This is a genomic window from Rhizobium sophorae, assembly GCF_013087515.1.
Classification (GTDB): domain Bacteria; phylum Pseudomonadota; class Alphaproteobacteria; order Rhizobiales; family Rhizobiaceae; genus Rhizobium; species Rhizobium sophorae.
On record NZ_JABFCN010000022.1, the window covers coordinates 1 to 17,234 of the forward strand.

The 17,234-nt window shown below is 61.3% G+C and carries 16 protein-coding genes; 4 read left to right on the forward strand and 12 right to left on the reverse strand.

The genetic code is table 11. The annotated features are described in order from the left end of the window. Positions 1-180, forward strand: a 180-nt coding sequence (locus tag G9X64_RS36195) for a hypothetical protein (protein WP_210259665.1), incomplete at its 5' end; no start/stop codon positions are given. A gap of 248 nt (positions 181-428) precedes the next feature. Next, on the forward strand, positions 429-2,369 hold the full coding sequence (locus G9X64_RS12915; protein ID WP_171376654.1) for a M23 family metallopeptidase: 1,941 nt from the start codon (positions 429-431) through the stop codon (positions 2,367-2,369). 97 nt (positions 2,370-2,466) lie between these two features. On the opposite strand, the gene clpB is transcribed toward G9X64_RS12915, so the two are convergent. The 6 genes from clpB to G9X64_RS12945 all read right to left on the reverse strand — a co-directional run bounded on the left by clpB (position 2,467) and on the right by G9X64_RS12945 (position 12,008). After that, positions 2,467-5,067 carry an ATP-dependent chaperone ClpB gene (gene clpB, locus G9X64_RS12920; RefSeq protein ID WP_171376655.1) on the reverse strand — a complete coding sequence of 867 codons (2,601 nt, stop codon included), beginning with the start codon at positions 5,065-5,067 and terminating at the stop codon, positions 2,467-2,469. A 252-nt stretch (positions 5,068-5,319) separates the two neighbouring features. Continuing rightward, a complete protein-coding gene (locus G9X64_RS12925; RefSeq protein WP_171376656.1) occupies positions 5,320-6,069 on the reverse strand; it encodes a DUF4167 domain-containing protein in 750 nt (249 codons plus the stop codon). Between the two features lie 342 nt (positions 6,070-6,411). Further along, a complete protein-coding gene (gene prmC / locus G9X64_RS12930; protein ID WP_171376657.1) occupies positions 6,412-7,272 on the reverse strand; it encodes a peptide chain release factor N(5)-glutamine methyltransferase in 861 nt (286 codons plus the stop codon). After that, entirely contained in the window at positions 7,269-8,348 is a 1,080-nt protein-coding gene (gene prfA / locus G9X64_RS12935) for a peptide chain release factor 1 (RefSeq protein WP_027666756.1), read from the reverse strand. Before prfA ends, prmC begins: the two co-directional genes overlap by 4 nt. Before the next feature lie 29 nt (positions 8,349-8,377). Continuing rightward, positions 8,378-10,645: a phosphoenolpyruvate--protein phosphotransferase gene (ptsP, locus tag G9X64_RS12940; protein ID WP_171376658.1), complete on the reverse strand. Its 2,268-nt coding sequence runs from the start codon at positions 10,643-10,645 to the stop codon at positions 8,378-8,380. A gap of 88 nt (positions 10,646-10,733) precedes the next feature. Then, positions 10,734-12,008: an aspartate kinase gene (locus G9X64_RS12945; protein ID WP_168313044.1), complete on the reverse strand. Its 1,275-nt coding sequence runs from the start codon at positions 12,006-12,008 to the stop codon at positions 10,734-10,736. Between the two features lie 298 nt (positions 12,009-12,306). On the opposite strand from G9X64_RS12945, the gene ubiG reads away from it, so the two are divergent. Beyond that, complete coding sequence (gene ubiG, locus G9X64_RS12950; RefSeq protein ID WP_131720600.1) at positions 12,307-13,053, forward strand: bifunctional 2-polyprenyl-6-hydroxyphenol methylase/3-demethylubiquinol 3-O-methyltransferase UbiG; 747 nt, start codon at positions 12,307-12,309, stop codon at positions 13,051-13,053. 85 nt (positions 13,054-13,138) lie between these two features. Here the strand turns inward: ubiG and G9X64_RS12955 are convergent, their stop codons facing one another. The 4 genes from G9X64_RS12955 to G9X64_RS12970 are packed head-to-tail and all read right to left on the reverse strand — an operon-like array spanning position 13,139 to position 15,497. Further along, complete coding sequence (locus G9X64_RS12955; protein WP_168313045.1) at positions 13,139-13,567, reverse strand: DUF1178 family protein; 429 nt, start codon at positions 13,565-13,567, stop codon at positions 13,139-13,141. Continuing rightward, on the reverse strand, positions 13,564-14,421 hold the full coding sequence (locus tag G9X64_RS12960; RefSeq protein ID WP_168314737.1) for a carbon-nitrogen hydrolase family protein: 858 nt from the start codon (positions 14,419-14,421) through the stop codon (positions 13,564-13,566). Before G9X64_RS12960 ends, G9X64_RS12955 begins: the two co-directional genes overlap by 4 nt. A 10-nt stretch (positions 14,422-14,431) precedes the next feature. Further along, positions 14,432-14,689, reverse strand: a complete 258-nt coding sequence (grxC, locus tag G9X64_RS12965) for a glutaredoxin 3 (RefSeq protein ID WP_168313047.1) — start codon at positions 14,687-14,689, stop codon at positions 14,432-14,434. Positions 14,690-14,720: 31 nt separating this feature from the next. Beyond that, positions 14,721-15,497 (reverse strand): ComF family protein, encoded by a 777-nt coding sequence (locus tag G9X64_RS12970; protein WP_168314738.1) that lies wholly within the window; start codon positions 15,495-15,497, stop codon positions 14,721-14,723. A 178-nt stretch (positions 15,498-15,675) separates the two neighbouring features. Here G9X64_RS12970 and G9X64_RS12975 point away from each other — a divergent pair, with 178 nt between their 5' ends. Continuing rightward, positions 15,676-16,560, forward strand: a complete 885-nt coding sequence (locus G9X64_RS12975; RefSeq protein WP_171376659.1) for a methyltransferase domain-containing protein — start codon at positions 15,676-15,678, stop codon at positions 16,558-16,560. A 15-nt stretch (positions 16,561-16,575) separates the two neighbouring features. On the opposite strand, the gene G9X64_RS12980 is transcribed toward G9X64_RS12975, so the two are convergent. Both G9X64_RS12980 and G9X64_RS12985 read right to left on the reverse strand, forming a co-directional pair. Then, positions 16,576-16,743, reverse strand: a complete 168-nt coding sequence (locus tag G9X64_RS12980) for a Flp family type IVb pilin (protein WP_168314980.1) — start codon at positions 16,741-16,743, stop codon at positions 16,576-16,578. 68 nt (positions 16,744-16,811) lie between these two features. Then, complete coding sequence (locus tag G9X64_RS12985; protein ID WP_003543245.1) at positions 16,812-17,129, reverse strand: hypothetical protein; 318 nt, start codon at positions 17,127-17,129, stop codon at positions 16,812-16,814. Positions 17,130-17,234: the final 105 nt, after the last annotated feature.

The window sequence follows — 17,234 nt, forward strand, 5'->3', positions numbered from 1 at the left end:
ACTTCGTCGCCAGCAGCGCCGCCGCCCTCGTTCAGTGAGGGGGCTTATAGAACTAACCCACCGAAACAGTCAACAGCGCTTTTTGAAAAATTTGATTTTTCTTTCAGGTCATTGTTTTTCCAGGCAAAATTCCGGGCGACACTCAAATGCGGTCCTTTCCCGGATTCCGACCGGCCTTAGATGGCCAGGAAAAATGAATGTCTTTCGACTTTTCGTGGAAAGAACGCTCTTTTGTCTTCTGCGCCCCGACATCATCACAATCTGCTGGTCTTAAGAGACACATGATTCACACAGGCAAATGCAGGCAGACTGCCTTTTCCTGAGTGATTTGACTTCCATGCCCAAAATATGCACATCTTTCGCCCCAGCCAGGATGGCCGATAAATGCTCCCACAGACGCCTGATGTAAGGACGCGGACCCGACTGCCATGATGACGGAGAAAATGATGATCCGCTCGTTGGGCAACGAGCCTCCGCTTCTGGCCGACGGCAGGCGCGCACCCGACCGCCGCGAGGTTTCCTTGCGCTGGCTCTCGGGCACGTTCCTCACCGGCATTACATCATCCGTCCTGATGGGTGTCGCCCTTTTTGCCGCCCTTGACGGCCGCCAGCAACTGGCGATCCCCGCCGAAGCCTATGCGAGCGTCGCGGCAGACGCGCATGAGGATACGACAGTGGTCCGCGGTGGCCGGCTGATCGCGCCGGCCATCGCCGCAAAACCGTCCGACCGTGCCATCTTGGAAGTGTCCACCGTCGTCCATGACGGCGAAAAGGAAGTCGTGCGCCGCCAGCCCTTCGCCCATGTGAAGATGACGCTGGCCGCCAACCATGTGGCGACGGAGGACTATCCCGACTTCGATCCTCTGGCGATCTTTTCCGCCGACGAGCCGCAGCCCGCACCGCAAAGCCGCACAGGCGCGCTTTACGGCTCCGACGTCGAATCCGAAGTCAGCCTGAAGACCATTCCCTTCCCGACCGGCAAGACCAGCATGCAGATGGCGTCCGGCCTGTCGCTCGAGGAGGTCGAAGAGAATGTGCGCTCCAACGGCTCGGTGCTGACCGACGGCAACACTCAGCTCGCAGCCCTTTATTACGTCGATCCGCGTCGTTTCTCCAACGAGGACGCCGATGTCGATCTGACCGCCGGTCTGTCCGCCCGCGTGCTCGAACAGAACATGACGGTCTCCGCATCGGAATCGATCACGCCGCAAACCGAAGAATTCGCCGACGACATCCTGCCAGTGCGTGTCGACACGCCGATCGCCAAGGCGTTGACGGATTCAGGCTATCCGCAGCAATATGCCGATGGCATTGCCGGCTATATCGCACAGCAACTGGGTTCTGGTGATCTCGACAAGGGTGACGTGCTGCGCATCGGCATCATTCAGAAGGGCGAACAGGCAAAGATCATTCGAGCCAGCGTCTATCGCGGCACGCGCCATCTCGTCACCGTGGCCGTTGACGACAAGGGCAGATATGTGCCCGGCAGCGAGCCGCCGATGTTGGATGCCATCGCCACTGCCTTCGATGACAATTCCTTCGCACCGCCCCCCGGCCAGAACCTGCCGCGCGTCTATGACGGCATCTATCGTGCTGCCCTTTCCTACGGCATGACCAAGGATATGACGGCGCTGATCATCAAGCTGCTCGCCAGCAATGTCGATTTCCAGGCGCAGCTGAGGCCGACCGACAGTCTCGAGGCCTTTTTCTCCGTTGCCGACAGCGCCGGTCAAGCGACCGAAGATTCCGAACTCCTCTATGTCAACGCCCGTTTCGGCGATACGCAGACACGCTTCTACCGCTTCCAGGATCCCGACGACGGCACGGTCGATTATTTCGACGAGAACGGCAAGAGCATCCGCCAGTTCCTGCTGCGCAATCCGGTGCCGAATGGCATCTTCAAATCGGGCTTCGGCATGCGCCGCCACCCGATCCTCGGTTTCGCCCGCATGCACACCGGCGTCGATTGGGCTGCACCCCGCGGTACGGCGATCATCGCCGCCGGCAACGGCACGGTTGAAAAAGCCGGCTGGGATTCCGGCGGTTATGGCAACCAGACGATCGTGCGCCATGCCAACGGCTATGAATCCTCCTACAATCACCAGAGCGCCATTGCCAAGGGCGTCGTCCCCGGTGCCAAGATCCGCCAGGGCCAGGTGATCGGTTGGGTCGGCACGACGGGCGAATCCACCGGCCCGCACTTGCATTACGAGCTGATCGTCAACGGCACCAAGGTCGATCCACTGCGCATTCGCTTGCCGGGCGGAAAATCGCTGCAGGGCGAGGCGCTGGCGAAATTCGAGGACGAGCGCAAGCGCATCGATACGCTGCTGAACAACCAGACGCCAGACCAGGTGGCGAGCAAGTAATTTCCATTAAACCGACAATGACCCGCCGGTCGGTACTCCCGCCTAACGAAAAATGGCGGCCGAAGCCGCCATTTCTCATTCATCCGGCAAACTGGATTCACGCCGCTTCGCTCACCGTCTGCCTCGTGCTGAACTGCAGCCGGTCCGAACCGCTCGTCACCGTCACCGTTGATCCATCCGGCACCTGGCCGGACAGGATCTGCTCGGCCAGCGGATCCTGCACGAACTTCTGGATCACCCGCTTCAGCGGCCTTGCGCCGTAGACCGGATCGTAACCCTTGTTCGCCAGCCAGTGGCGGGCTTCCTCGTCGAGATCGATGACGATCTTGCGCTCGGACAGCAGAGCCACCAGCCGCTTCAGCTGGATATCGACGATCGCGCCCATCTCCTCGCGCTTCAGGCGATGGAAGAGGATGATCTCGTCGATGCGGTTCAGGAATTCCGGCCGGAAATGCCCGCGCACGACCTCCATCACCTGCTCGCGAACCGTGTCGCTGTCGTCGCCGTCCCTCAGTTGCGTCAGATATTCGGCGCCGAGGTTCGAGGTCATGATGATCATCGTGTTGCGGAAATCGACCGTCCGGCCCTGGCCGTCCGTCAGACGTCCGTCGTCCAGCACCTGCAGCAATATGTTGAAGACGTCGGGATGCGCCTTTTCGATCTCGTCGAACAGCACGACCTGATAGGGCCTGCGGCGCACGGCTTCCGTCAGCGCTCCGCCTTCATCATAACCGACATAGCCGGGAGGTGCTCCGATCAGCCGGGCAACGGAGTGCTTCTCCATATATTCCGACATATCCATGCGCACCATCGCCGTTTCGTCGTCGAAGAGGAAGCGGGCGAGCGCCTTGGTGAGCTCCGTCTTGCCGACGCCGGTCGGACCGAGGAAGATGAACGAGCCGATCGGCCGGTTCGGATCCTGCAGGCCGGCGCGCGCGCGGCGGACGGCGCGCGACACGGCCTGAACCGCATCGCCCTGACCGATCACCGATTTCGCCAGTTCGTCTTCCATTCGAAGCAGCTTGTCGCGTTCGCCCTCCAGCATCCTGTCGACCGGAATGCCGGTCCAGCGGGACACGACATGGGCGATGTTGTCGGGGATGACCACCTCCTGCACCATCGCGCCGCGGTCGCCATCCTGCTTCTCGGCATCGACGAGCTGCTTTTCAAGATCGGGAATGACGCCGTAGGTCAGCTCGCCGGCACGCTGGAATTCGCCTTTGCGCTGGGCGATCGCCAGTTCGTTGCGGGCATCATCGAGCTGCTTCTTGAGATCGGCGGCAAGGCCGAGTTTCTGCTTTTCCGCCTGCCAGCGGGCCGTCAGCGCATCGGCCTGTTCCTCGAGATCGGTCACTTCGGTTTCAAGCCGCTTCAGACGGTCGGCGGACGCGACGTCCGTTTCTTTTTTCAGCGCTTCGCGCTCGATCTTCAGCTGCATGATGCGGCGGTCGAGTTCGTCGAGCTCTTCCGGTTTGGAATCCACCTGCATGCGCAACCGCGCCGCCGCCTCGTCCATCAGGTCGATCGCCTTGTCGGGCAGGAAACGGTCGGTGATATAGCGGTTGGAAAGCGTTGCCGCCGCCACCAGCGCCGCATCGGCGATGCGCACCTTGTGATGCTGCTCGTATTTTTCCTTCAGGCCGCGCAGGATCGAGATCGTGTCTTCGACCGTCGGTTCGTCGACGACGACGGGCTGGAAGCGGCGGGCAAGGGCCGGATCCTTCTCGACATGTTTGCGATATTCATCAAGCGTGGTCGCGCCGACGCAATGCAGCTCGCCACGGGCAAGGGCGGGCTTCAGGAGGTTGGAGGCATCCATCGCCCCATCCGCCTTGCCGGCGCCCACCAGCGTGTGCATCTCATCGATGAACAGGATGATCTCGCCGTTTTCCGCCTGGACTTCATTGAGCACGGCCTTCAGCCGCTCCTCGAATTCGCCGCGGTATTTCGCACCGGCAATCAGCGCGCCCATGTCGAGCGCCATCAGCTTCTTATCCTTGAGCGATTCCGGCACGTCGCCGTTTACGATGCGCAGCGCCAGGCCCTCGACGATCGCCGTCTTGCCGACGCCGGGTTCGCCGATCAGCACAGGATTGTTCTTGGTGCGGCGCGAAAGCACCTGGATGGTGCGGCGGATTTCGTCGTCGCGGCCGATCACCGGGTCGAGCTTGCCCTCGCGGGCTTCGGCGGTGAGATCGCGTGCGAACTTTTTCAGCGAGTCGAAACCCTGCTCAGCATTGGAGGAATCCGCCGTCCGACCCTTGCGGATGTCGTTGATGACCTGGTTGAGGCCCTGCGCCGTCGCGCCTGCGTTCTTCAGCGTCGAAAAGGTCGAGGCCGAGGATTCGATCGCCAGCGCCTGCAGCAGGCGCTCCACCGTGACGAAGCTGTCGCCGGCCTTCTTCGCCGCTTCTTCGGCGGTCGAAAGGACCTTGGCGAGCGGTTGTGCCAGATAGATGTTTCCGTTGCCGCCGGAGATCTTCGGCAATTTGGCGAGAGCCGCGTCATTGGCCAGGCGGGCGGCCTTGGCATCGCCGCCGGCGCGCTCGATCAGCGACGCCGCCATTCCCTGATCGTCGTCGAGCAGGACTTTCAACACATGTTCGGGCGTGAATTGCTGGTGACCTTGCGCCAGCGCATAGGTCTGAGCGGACTGGATGAAACCGCGCACCCGCTCCGAATATTTCTCGATATTCATATTCTACCTCCATGGATCGCCCTGCCCTGACGAGGCGCAGACCGATGATTGAGATCGACCCCCTGAAAAGGCAGGTCGCGCTTTGCCCGGCTGGGATTCGGGCGAAGCAGTTCGAAGAGAATATGGTAGCCTGTTCTGCCAGTTTAAAGAGCCCATAAAATGAAAATCCCCGGCACAAGGCCGGGGATTTTCAAGCTAATTCGAGTAGATCGCATGAACGCCACGCTCTCCCCTGAAGGGGAAGCGAAATCCTCATTCCGAGGCGACGTCAGCCAGCACCGGCGCCTCGGCAGAGGCGCCCTCGCCTTCAGCGGCGGCTTCTTCGCCCTCAGCACCGCGACGCGGGCGACGGGGACGGCTGCCGGTGCTGCGGCGGCGGGGCTGGCGTTCGCGCGGCTGGCCGCCGGCACCTTCCTCGTCCATCGCGACTTCGGCCGGAATGCCTTCGATCTCCGGCTGCGGGCCAGTTCCATCGATGGCCTCGGACTGGGGTGCAGGCGCCTGAGCGGCTAGCGGCTTCGGCTGTGCCTGGTGCTGTCTGCTCTGCTGCGGCTGGTGCGGCCTGCTCTGCGGCGGCTGGACGATAACGACATCGTCACCGTCATTGTCATTGTCATTCTCATTGTTATCCATGTCGTCGCCGTCGCGGTCCGCACCTTCGCGATCATTGTACTCACCACGGTCGTCGCGCTGGAAGCGTTCCTGCATCTGCGCTTGGGCGCTGGCGATGATCCGATTGTAATGTTCAGCGTGCTGGAGATAGTTCTCGGCCATCACACGGTCGCCGGAGCTTTGGGCGTCGCGGGCGAGCTGCGCGTATTTTTCGGCGATATGCTGCGCCGTACCGCGAATCTTCACATCGGGGCCGGAGCTGTCATAGGAACGGGTCAGCGGATTGCCGCCCTTGCGGTTGAAATTGTTGTTATTGTTATTTCCACCGCCGCCGCCGTTGTTATTGTTACCACGCCCTCGACCGCGCTTGTTCTGCTGTCCTGGCCTCATAGATCGTTCACCTGAATTCTCTGTTTGTGATGGATACATGGCACCAACCGCCATGACCGGAAAACCGGATCAGGACCTTTGTGCCGCGAGCATACTGCGCCTTTGCGCCGACCTGCCGCTTGGTTCTCAAGTCAGTTTGACTGATTCACGCATTGGGTCGTGTTCAACCGTTGAAACTCTCGTTTAAAAGAGCGGACCCCCGAGGCAAACCAAGTACCGAACGAATCTCGTTCATTCCTATCTGCCCAACACGTGACCGCAACCTATATTGCTTCACCGGGAAATCCAAGCCTTTTCTTCGCAATAACAATAATGTCTCGTCCAATGCCGCATTATCGTCTTTCACGCGAGCGCGAACACGAGCACCCTGTCGTTCTGACCATAATCTTTCACGGATTTGAGGCACCTGAAGCCTTTCGCTTCAAAGATCGCCGTCACTTCGTTTCGCTGATCGTAGCCGATCTCCAGTCCGACGACCCCATCGGGCCTGATGAACCTTGCCGCATCCTTGGCTATGGCTTTGTAAGCGTCAAGTCCATCCGGGCCGCCATCCAGAGCCGCAGCCGGATCAAATTTCGTCACTTCGGGAGCGAGATCGTGAATGACATTGGAAGCAATATAGGGCGGATTTGAGACAATCGCGTGAAAGGATCCCTGGATGTTCTCGAACCAATTCGACTGTACGGCCTCAAAACGATCCTGCAACCCGTTTCTTTCTGCATTCGATCTTGCCGTCAAAAGTGCATCCGCCGATATGTCGCTGCCGACACCTGACGCATCAGGACATTCGCTCAAAAGCGCAAGGCATATCGCCCCGGTCCCGGTTCCCATGTCAAGGATATGGAGACGGTTTTGCGTCTTTGCAAGGTCTTTGAGATAGACGAGAACCGTATCGACCAGGATTTCCGTATCCGGCCGCGGTTCCAGCGTTTCCGCCGAAAGCCGAAGCGGCAGGCCGTAGAATTCCCGCTCGCCGAGAATGCGATGCACCGGCTCATGAGCAAGCCGCCGCTCCAGCGCCTTGAAAATCACTTCGGCCTGCTCGGCAGAAAGCCTCTCGGCCGATCGCGTCAACAGCTCGGTCGGCGACAGTTTCAGAAGACCCGCGACAAGCAGCCGCGCATCGGTCCCCGGGTCGACGATACCTGCTTCGGTGAAGCGACGGCGCGCTTCGGCAAGCATATCGGCGACCGTCGAGCTCATTGTTGCTCGCCGAGCTGTGCCAGCTGGCTGGCCTGGTAATCGGCCATCAGCGCGTCGACGACCTCCTCGATCTCGCCTTCCATCATCCGGTCGAGCTTGTAGAGCGTCAGATTGATGCGATGGTCCGTTACCCGCCCCTGCGGGAAATTATAGGTGCGGATACGTTCCGAGCGGTCGCCGGAGCCGACCTGGCTCTTGCGATCGGCAGAGCGCTCGCTGTCGGCTCTCTGCCGCTCGGCATCGTAAAGCCTTGAGCGCAGCACCTGCATCGCCTTGGCGCGATTTTGGTGTTGCGACTTTTCCGAGCTGGTGACGACAATGCCGCTCGGCAGGTGGGTGATGCGCACAGCCGAGTCCGTCGTATTGACGTGCTGGCCGCCCGCACCCGAAGAGCGCATCGTGTCGATGCGGATATCTTCAGCCCGGATCTCGATGTCGATCTCCTCGGCCTCTGGCAGCACCGCAACCGTTGCGGCCGACGTATGGATACGCCCGCCCGCCTCGGTTTCCGGCACGCGTTGCACGCGATGCACGCCGGATTCGAATTTCAGCTTGGCAAAGACCCCCCTGCCGGTGATCGTCGCGATGATTTCCTTGTAGCCGCCGGCTTCGCCCTCACTTGCCGAGAGCACCTCCACCTTCCAGCCCTTTTCCGCCGCAAAGCGCTCATACATGCGAAAGAGATCGCCGGCGAAAAGGGCCGCTTCCGAGCCGCCCGTGCCGGCGCGGATTTCGAGGATCGCGCTCTTTTCATCCGCTGCATCCTTCGGCAGAAGCAGGATCTGCATCTCCTGCTCAAGCGCCTCGATCTGTTCCTTCACCTCGGGCAGCTCGAGCTCGGCGAGGTCGCGCATCTCGCGGTCGACCGACCTGTCCTCGAGCAGCGTTTCGAGATCGGCAAGCTCGGCGACCGCCTTCTCATAGACGCGGATCTTCGTCACGACAGGCTGCAGCTCGGAATATTCGGATGCGAGCTTCACATAGACATCGGCAGCCGGGCCAGCCGACATGCGCGCCTCGATCTCGCCGAAACGACGTTCCAGCTCGCGCATCTTTTCAACGGGAAGCTTGGCCACCCTTCACTCCGATTCTTCTTAATCTCTGTCTAAAGGGGAATATTGTGGCTCTCGGCGAAGCGGGCAAGCACCTCGCGCATCGGCATCAAGGCGTGGTGATCGTCCAGCACCTCGTCCATCGCCTTCGCCAGTGCCCCGACATCGAGCCCGAGCAGCATCGCCTTCACCGGTCCGATCGAGGCCGGCGACATCGAGATCGAGCGGAAGCCGATACCGAGCAGCGCCATCGCCGAGATCGGTTTGCTGGCGAGCTCGCCACAGAGCGTCACCGGCGTCTTGTTCCGCTCCGCCCCGCGCACGATATCGCGCAGGATGCGCAAGAACGGCTTGCCCAGTGGATCGAAGCGGTCCGAGACCCGTGCATTGCCGCGATCGACTGCCATCGAGAACTGGAAGAGATCGTTCGAACCGACCGAGACAAAATCAACCGCCTCCATCAACTCGTCGAGCTGCCAGAGCAGTGCCGGCACCTCTAGCATCGCCCCGAATTGCAGCTTGCGCGGCAGCCCGTGGCCGAAGCGCGAGAGGTGCTGCACTTCCTTCTGCAATAGCTCGCGCACCATCTTCAGCTCGGAAACCTCGGTCACCATCGGCACCATCAGCTTCAACTCGGTGTCGGCCGATGCCTTCAGCAGGGCGCGCAGCTGGGTGCGCAACAGTCCCGGCCGGTCGAGCGACAGCCGGATGGCGCGCCAGCCGAGTGCGGGATTCTCTTCTTCATGGCCGCGGAAATAGGGCACGACCTTGTCGCCGCCGATGTCGAGCGTACGGAAGGTGACGGTGCGGCCCGCCGCCTGCTTTATCACATTGCGATAGAACTGCTCCTGCTCCTCCGCCTTCGGCATGGTGGAGGCGATCATGAACTGCAGCTCGGTGCGGAACAGGCCGATGCCCTCGGCACCCGATTCCGAAAGCTGCGGCAGGTCGACCAGCAGGCCGGCATTCATCATCAGCGCGATCCGCTGCCCATCCTTGGTCACCGGCTCGACGGCGCGCAGCGCCCGGAACTGCTCCTGCCGTCTGGCGCGGAAGCGAACCTTTTCCTCGTAGGAGCGCCGGTGATCGGCCATCGGCCGCAGATGCACATGTCCCTCGTCGGCGTCGATGATCACAGCATCGCCGTTCTCGGCGAGCGCCACTACGCCCGCTGCCTGACCGATGACCGGAATGCCCATGGCCCGCGCAACGATCACCACATGGCTCGTCACTGCCCCTTCTTCCAGCACCAGCCCGCGCACATTGGCACGCGGATAATCGAGCAGTTCGGCCGCTCCCATGGCGCGCGCCAGGATGATCGCATCGCTGGGGAAACCTTCCCCGGTCGTCCGGCCGGTATAACCGGTCAACTGTCTGAGCAGCCGGTTCGCCAGATCCTCGAAATCATGCATGCGTTCGCGCAGATAAGGGTCGGTCAACCGCATCATCCGCGCCTTGGTGTCGCTCTGCACTTTCTCGACTGCTGCCTCCGCCGTCAGGCCGTTGCGGATCGCCTCCTCGAGCTTGCGCACCCAGCCCTGGTCGTGCGCAAACATACGATAGGTTTCGAGCACCTCGCGGTGCTCGCCCTCCATCGAGACGTCGCGACGCGACAGCATGTCGTCGATCGAAATCCTGAGCGAGCCCATGGCTTCGGCCAGCCGCCGGATTTCCTTCTCGGTATCCTCGTTCAGCAAGTTGGTGACGACGATGCGCGGCTCGTGCAGCACGACGTAACCGAGGCCGATGCCGTCATTATAAGTATCGCCGTCGACGGTGACCGAACGCGTCAGGTCGAGTTCGAGGCCCGGCTTGGTAATCTTCTTGAGCTCGCCGGTGGCGATCATCTCTGCAAGCACCATCGCCGTCGTCTCGAGCGCTTCCAGCTCTTCCTCGCGATAGTTGCGGCTCGCCTTGTTCTGCACGACGAGAACGCCAAGCGAGCGCCCGGTCCTGAGGATCGGCACGCCGAGGAAGGAATGGTAGATTTCTTCACCCGTTTCCGGCAGGTAGCGGAAGGCAGGGTGCGACTGCGCGTCGGAAAGGTTGAGCGGCTGGGCCGAGGCCGCGATGGTGCCGACCAGGCCCTGCCCCATCTTCAATTGCGCCAGGTGCACAGCCTCGCGGTTGAGGCCTTCGGTCGCATAGAGTTCGAGTACGCCGTCGGCGCGCAGCACATAGACGGAGCAAACCTCCGCCACCATGTTGCCGGCGATCTGGCGAACAATCCGGTCAAGACGCTCCTGCGGCTCCAGCGGCTCCGCCATCAACTCGCGCAACCGCCTGAGCAGCACGCGCGGACCGCCGGAAAGGTCTCTCATGGCGTCTCAAGCTCCCGAAACAACGCACTCAGTCCCGGCGGGCCGGCCTCATCTCCTCAACCTGAAGGGGCAGGCCGCCCGCTGGGAATCAATTCTTATCCAGACCGTAGCAGGAATGCAAAGTCCTGACAGCGAGTTCTGCATAGGGACCGTCGATCAGGATGGAAATCTTGATCTCGGAGGTGGTGATCGCCTTGATGTTGATGCCTTTTTCGGCAAGTGCACGAAATGCGGTAGCGGCAACGCCCGCGTGGCTGCGCATGCCGATGCCGATGACCGATACTTTCACCAGCCCCGATTCGTTCTGCACGACATCGTAGCCGATCTTCTCCTTATGGTCGCCGAGCACCTTGATCGCCTTCTCGACGTCGCCTGACGGTACGGTGAAGGTCATGTCGGTCTTCGACCCGTCCTCGGAAATATTCTGGACGATCATGTCGACATTGATATGGGATTCGGCGAGCGGCCCGAAGATCGCCGCGGAAACGCCCGGCCGGTCGGCAAGACGGCGAAGCGAGATCTGAGCCTCATCCTTGGCATAGGCGATGCCGGTAACTACTTCCTGTTCCACGATTTCATCCTCGTCACAAATCAGCGTTCCGGGCGGGTTCAGCAGATCGCCCATGCCCGGAGCATCGGGATCTTCGAATGATGAGCGCACGAAGGTGCGCACCTTGTGTACCATGGCAAGCTCGACCGAGCGCACCTGCAGTACCTTGGCGCCGAGCGAGGCCATTTCCAGCATTTCCTCGAAGGCGATCTTTTTCAGCCTGCGCGCCTTCGGCACGATGCGCGGGTCGGTGGTGTAGACGCCGTCGACATCAGTGTAGATATCGCAGCGGTCTGCCTTGACAGCTGCCGCGATTGCGACGGCCGACGTGTCCGATCCGCCGCGCCCGAGCGTCGCGATACGGTTGTCCGGTCCCAACCCCTGGAAGCCTGAGATGACGGCGACCTGCCCCTCGCCCATCCGCTTGACGATGTCGGAGCCGTCAATCTCCATGATCCGCGCCGCGCCATGCGCGTTGTCGGTGTGGATCGGGATCTGCCATCCCTGCCAGGAACGGGCATTGATATCCATCGCCTGCAATGCGATGGCCAGCAGACCGGAGGTCACTTGCTCGCCGGATGCGACCACCGCATCATATTCCCGCGCATCGTAAAACGGAGAATTGGCGCCGATCACCTTCGGCGTGCCCTGGACCCAGCCAACCAGTTCATTGGTCTTGCCGGACATGGCCGAGACGACCACCGCCACCTCGTGCCCGGCATCGACTTCGCGTTTTACGTGGCGGGCAACGTTCTTGATACGGTCCAGGTCAGCGACGGACGTGCCGCCGAATTTCATTACGATGCGTGCCATATGCCTCTACCACGACTGGCGCCGGGAAAACGGAAAACCGGACCCGGCATCACGAAAGCTCTGGGGCAGACCGCTTGGGCCAAAGAACCGGATTGCCAACTTCTGCAACCGCTCTAAAAGCCCAGGCCCTAAAGGCCCCAAGTTGCGGCGTCTCTTAGCGAGTTTGGCGGGGGGAGGCAAGCGCACGCGATAAAAGCTATTGGCGAGCGGTTCCGCGCTCGCCAATCCCCTGATCCGCGCCCCTTGACTTATGCCCCCGATCATCCGACTTCACATGTCACGAATGAAGGAGTGGACGATGACGGAAGGCGCCAAAAGCACGATCGACCAAGGCGAAGTGGACCGCTTCTCGGCGATGGCGGCGGAATGGTGGAGCCCGACCGGCAAGTTCAAACCACTGCACAAGTTCAATCCCGTCCGGCTCGCCTATATCCGCGACAAGGCCTGCGAAAATTTCAGCCGTGATCCAAAAAGCGCGCGCCCGCTGGAGGGTCTGCGCGTGCTCGATATCGGCTGCGGCGGCGGTCTGTTGTCCGAACCTGTCGCCCGCATGGGCGCTTCCGTCGTTGGCGCCGATCCGTCCGAGAAGAATATCGGCATCGCCTCCACCCATGCGAAGGCCTCCGGCGTTTCGGTCGACTATCGCGCGGTCACCGCTGAGGAACTCGCGGACGCCGGCGAGACCTTCGATATCGTCTTGAACATGGAGGTGGTGGAACACGTCGCCGATGTCGAATTCTTCATGACGACCTGCGCAAAAATGGTCCGCCCCGGCGGCCTGATCTTCGTTGCCACCATCAACCGCACGATGAAGGCGGCAGCGCTTGCCATTTTCGCCGCCGAGAACATTCTACGCTGGCTGCCGCGCGGCACGCATCAGTATGAAAAGCTGGTGCGCCCGGAAGAACTGGAAAAGCCGCTGGTGACAAGCGGCCTTGAGATCACCGACCGCACCGGCGTCTTCTTCAATCCGCTGTCGAACCAGTGGAACCTGTCCAAGGATATGGACGTGAATTATATGCTGCTGGCGAAGCGGCCGGCATAGCACCCACCGGCAATCAGCCGGCTACGCTTTCAGCAGTGCGACATTCCGGCCGAAACTGTAGAGGCCAGACGCGCCGAGGTGCATCTCAGTTTACGTCTTCCGGCAAAACTGGAATGGCTGCGATTTCGATACCCTCTTCCAAGAGCGCCTGCGCCTCATCGACTGTCGCCTGGCCGATGATGCCGCGGGCATCCGCCTCGCCGTAATGGATCTTGCGGGCTTCCTCGGGAAACTGCGTGCCGACGTCCTCGGAATTGGCCTTGACCGCCGCAACGGCCTCCTTGAGTTTTTGCAGGGCCTCGCGGCGCATGGCATCCATCGCCAGCGTCTGCCTCTCGTCCTTTTTCCGCGCCGTCGACACCGAAGGCGCCATCAACAGCTTGGATATGGCGGCGGAATGACAGACCGGGCAAGTCAGGAAACCGGTCGCGACCTGACGGTCGAAATCGGCGCTTTCAGAAAACCAGCCTTCGAATTCATGGGCATTGTCACAGGTGAGGGAATAGCGGATCAAGCGGCGACGCCTCCGGCGACTGCCCCCGCAATCTTCTCGACCGAGAATTCCCGGCCATTCCTCAGGTTCGGGATCTTGTCATGCGCGGCCTTGACCGCGGCAGGATCGATCTCGGCGACGATGACCGCCTCGCCGCTGGCGCCGCCCGACGCCAGCACCGCGCCCCAGGGATCGATGATCATCGAATGGCCGAAGGTCTCGCGCCCGTCCTCGTGCCGGCCGGCCTGCGCGGCGGCGATGACGAAGACCCCGTTTTCGATCGCCCGTGCCCTGAGCAGGATCTCCCAATGCGCTTCGCCGGTCTGCTTGGTGAAGGCGGCAGGAACTGTCATCACTTCGGCGCCGGCAACCGCCTGGGCGCGGAAGAGGGCAGGAAAACGCACGTCGTAGCAGATCGCAAAGCCCATTTCGGCAAAGGGCAGCGACAGGACGCGGGCCTCCGAGCCGGCTGTATAGGCGGCACTTTCACGCCAGCTCTCGCCGTTGTCGAGATCGACGTCGAACATATGGATTTTGTCGTAGCGATTGAGGATTCTGCCGTCAGGACCGAACAGGAAACCGCGATTGGCGATCTTGCCATCGGTAAGGGCGATCGCCGTCGAACCGACATGCATGTGGATGCCGAATTCCCTAGCGAGCTCTGAGCCTGTCTTGACGATGATGTCATGCGCCTCGTCGGCAAGCACGGCGCGTGCCGCCGCACGATCTCGCTGCAGCATGCCGGTCATCTCGGGTGTCTGCACATAGGTCGCACCCTGGGCAGCAGCCTCGCGCACCAGCCGCGCCATGGCGGCGGCATTCTTCACCGGATCGACCCCGGAGCACATCTGGACAGCGGCTGCCTTGAAGCTCATCGGTTCTTCCTCAAGCCGCCAGCATCGGATCGAGTTTGCCGGCCCGATCGAGCGCAAAGAGATCGTCGCAACCGCCGACATGATCGCCGCCGATGAAGATCTGCGGAAAAGTGGTACGGCCGTTCGACTTGCCGATCATCTCCTGGCGAAGATCCGGCGAAAAGGTCGCGTCGTGCTCGACATATTCGACGCCCTTTTCTTCGAGAAGGGACTTGGCGCGGGTGCAATAGCCGCAAAACTGCCGTGTATAGATGGTGACGGGTACCATAATCTCTCCAGACTGATGCCGGGTATTCCTGTCATATAGGCTCGGAGAGAGCCCTTGCAAAGGTCAAAACCGTTATGTCGGCCGCACCCGCCTTGCGCAGTGTCCGGCATGCCGCAGCGACCGTCGCCCCTGTGGTATAGACGTCGTCGACGAGGACGATACGCTTGCCGAAAATGTCGTTTTCGCAATCCTTGGCAATCGCAAAAGCGCCCCTGACATTGTCCTCGCGCGCCTTGGCGCCAAGGCCGACCTGCTGGCTGGTGCGCTTGACGCGAACAAGCGTGGCGGCAAGCAGCGGCTTGCCCGAGAGCCTTGCCATATGGCGGGCAAGCTCGGCTGCCTGGTTGAACTTGCGCGCCAGCATGCGGCTACGGTGCAGCGGCACCGGGATCAGCGCATCGCAGCTCTCGACCGCCCCGTCGGAGGCGCGCAGCATCCAGGCAGCCATCATCGGCGCCAAATCGGTGCGATCGCGATATTTGAGCCCATGAACGAGATCGCGGACGGCATGGTCGTGCGTTGCCGCCGACCGCAGCCGGTTGAAGGGCGGCGGGTTGGCGATGGCCTCGGCGCTGAGGATGCCGGCGCCGAGATCGTGCGAAAAGGGAATGCCGAGCACCTCGCAATAGGGCCGTTCGATAAAGCGGATGCCGGACCAGCACTTTGCGCAGAGCCCGCGATGGCCGCCTGTGGAAATACCGCAGACGGAGCAGGCGGGCGGATAGAATAAGTCGGCAAGCGCCGAAAACGGTCGCAAGAGATGCGCCCGCAAGAACTCTGACGGTTTTTCAGTGTTGATCAGTCCCATGCCGCTGAGACTAGCGCATGACCCCGAAAATCGGAATCGATTTTCGGAAGGGATTATGCACAGATTCAGAAGTGATAGAGCGTCCTTAGCGCGTCCTGTGGACGCGGCGCTCTAGCGTGTTCTTCGTGAAAGGAAAATCGTCTTGCCGCACAAGCGGCGCGGGACTAAGGACATCGCCATGGAAACGATCTTCGACAGAGCCCTGATCGCCGCACATCGCCATCGCGCGCTTGCAAACAACGACCCGAAAGCCGCCTTTCTGCTCGACATTGCCGCTGAGGAAATGGCCGAGCGGCTTACGGTCGTCGAGCGGACTTTCGAAACCGCCGTCGAACTGCATGGCGCAACCGGTGCTGCCGCCCGTGCCGCGCTGGCGACGGGCAAAATCGGCACGATGATCCGCATCGAAAGCGAGAAGGCCTACGCTGGGCCGCGCGAAACATTGATCGAGGCGCCGCTCGAGGACGTGCCGCTCGAACCGCAATCGGCCAATCTTATCCTTGCGCCGCTCAGCCTGCATCTGACCAACGATACGCCGGGTGTCTTCATCCAGATCCGCCGCGCCCTGAAGCCGGATGGCCTGTTCATGGCGGCGATCCCCGGCGCCGGCACGCTGCAGGAACTGCGCGATGTGCTGCTGGCCGCTGAGATCGAGATGACAGGCGGCGCGAGCCCGCGCGTCATCCCCTTCGCCGACGTGCGCGATGTCGGCAGCCTGATGCAGCGCGGCGGCTTCGCGCTGCCGGTGATCGATGCAGAGAACTACACGGTACGATATGATTCGCTTTTTCCGCTGATGCGGGATCTGAGAGCGATGGGCATGAGCAATCCGCTTGCGGCCCGCGGCCGGATGCCGCTGACGCGCGCCTTCTTCGTGCGCGCGGCCGAAATCTACGCCGAGCGCTATTCCGATCCCGATGGACGTATCCGCGCGACCTTTTCAATCATCTATGTCTCGGGATGGGCGCCGCACGAGAGCCAGCAAAAGCCGCTCCAGCCGGGCTCGGCCAAGGCGCGCCTTGCCGATGCGCTGAAGGTGGAAGAGCACAAGCTCAGGCAGTAACCGCCCAGAGCTTCCTCAATTCGCGGGCAGATTGTTGTTGATCACGTTGAAGACGTTCTGCAGGGCATTGGTAAAAAAGCCCAGACCGGAGATGAGCGCGGTGCAAATGATCGCGGCGATGAGACCATATTCGATCGCCGTCGCACCTCTGTTATCCGCAAGAAATGCTTTCAAAAGACGCATTACCCCAACCTTTAGCGCGAAGACGACAAACGACCATTCCACGACCATCGGGCGACGGCCGGCATTTTTCAGCAACCGGCGCCGACGCCATAGCCCTGGACGACGCAGACCGAGCCGGGCGTATCCTGGAGGACGCTGCGGCGGATCGTATAACGCTTGCCGCTTTCGCTCTTGGGGATCGATCCCGTCGTGATTGTATCGAAATCCGCCGGAGCACTGGCAAAGACGCTTTTCTTCGAGGAATCCGCAAGCATTGGCGTCAAGATGAGCGTCAGCGCGACTACCGCCGTGCCGAACAGAAGCGCGATATTCAGCGCACCCGTCCTGCGCGAGGCAGACGAAGCCCGTTCCTTTTCCCGGACAGCTTTCCAGAAATCATCGTCCATGACGTCAAGCCTTTTAATACACGCACGCCAGATGCTTGATTGAGGCCGATCTTTGGCAGAAGGTGTTAAACGATCCATTAATATCCACAGCCGAAAATGGTGTGG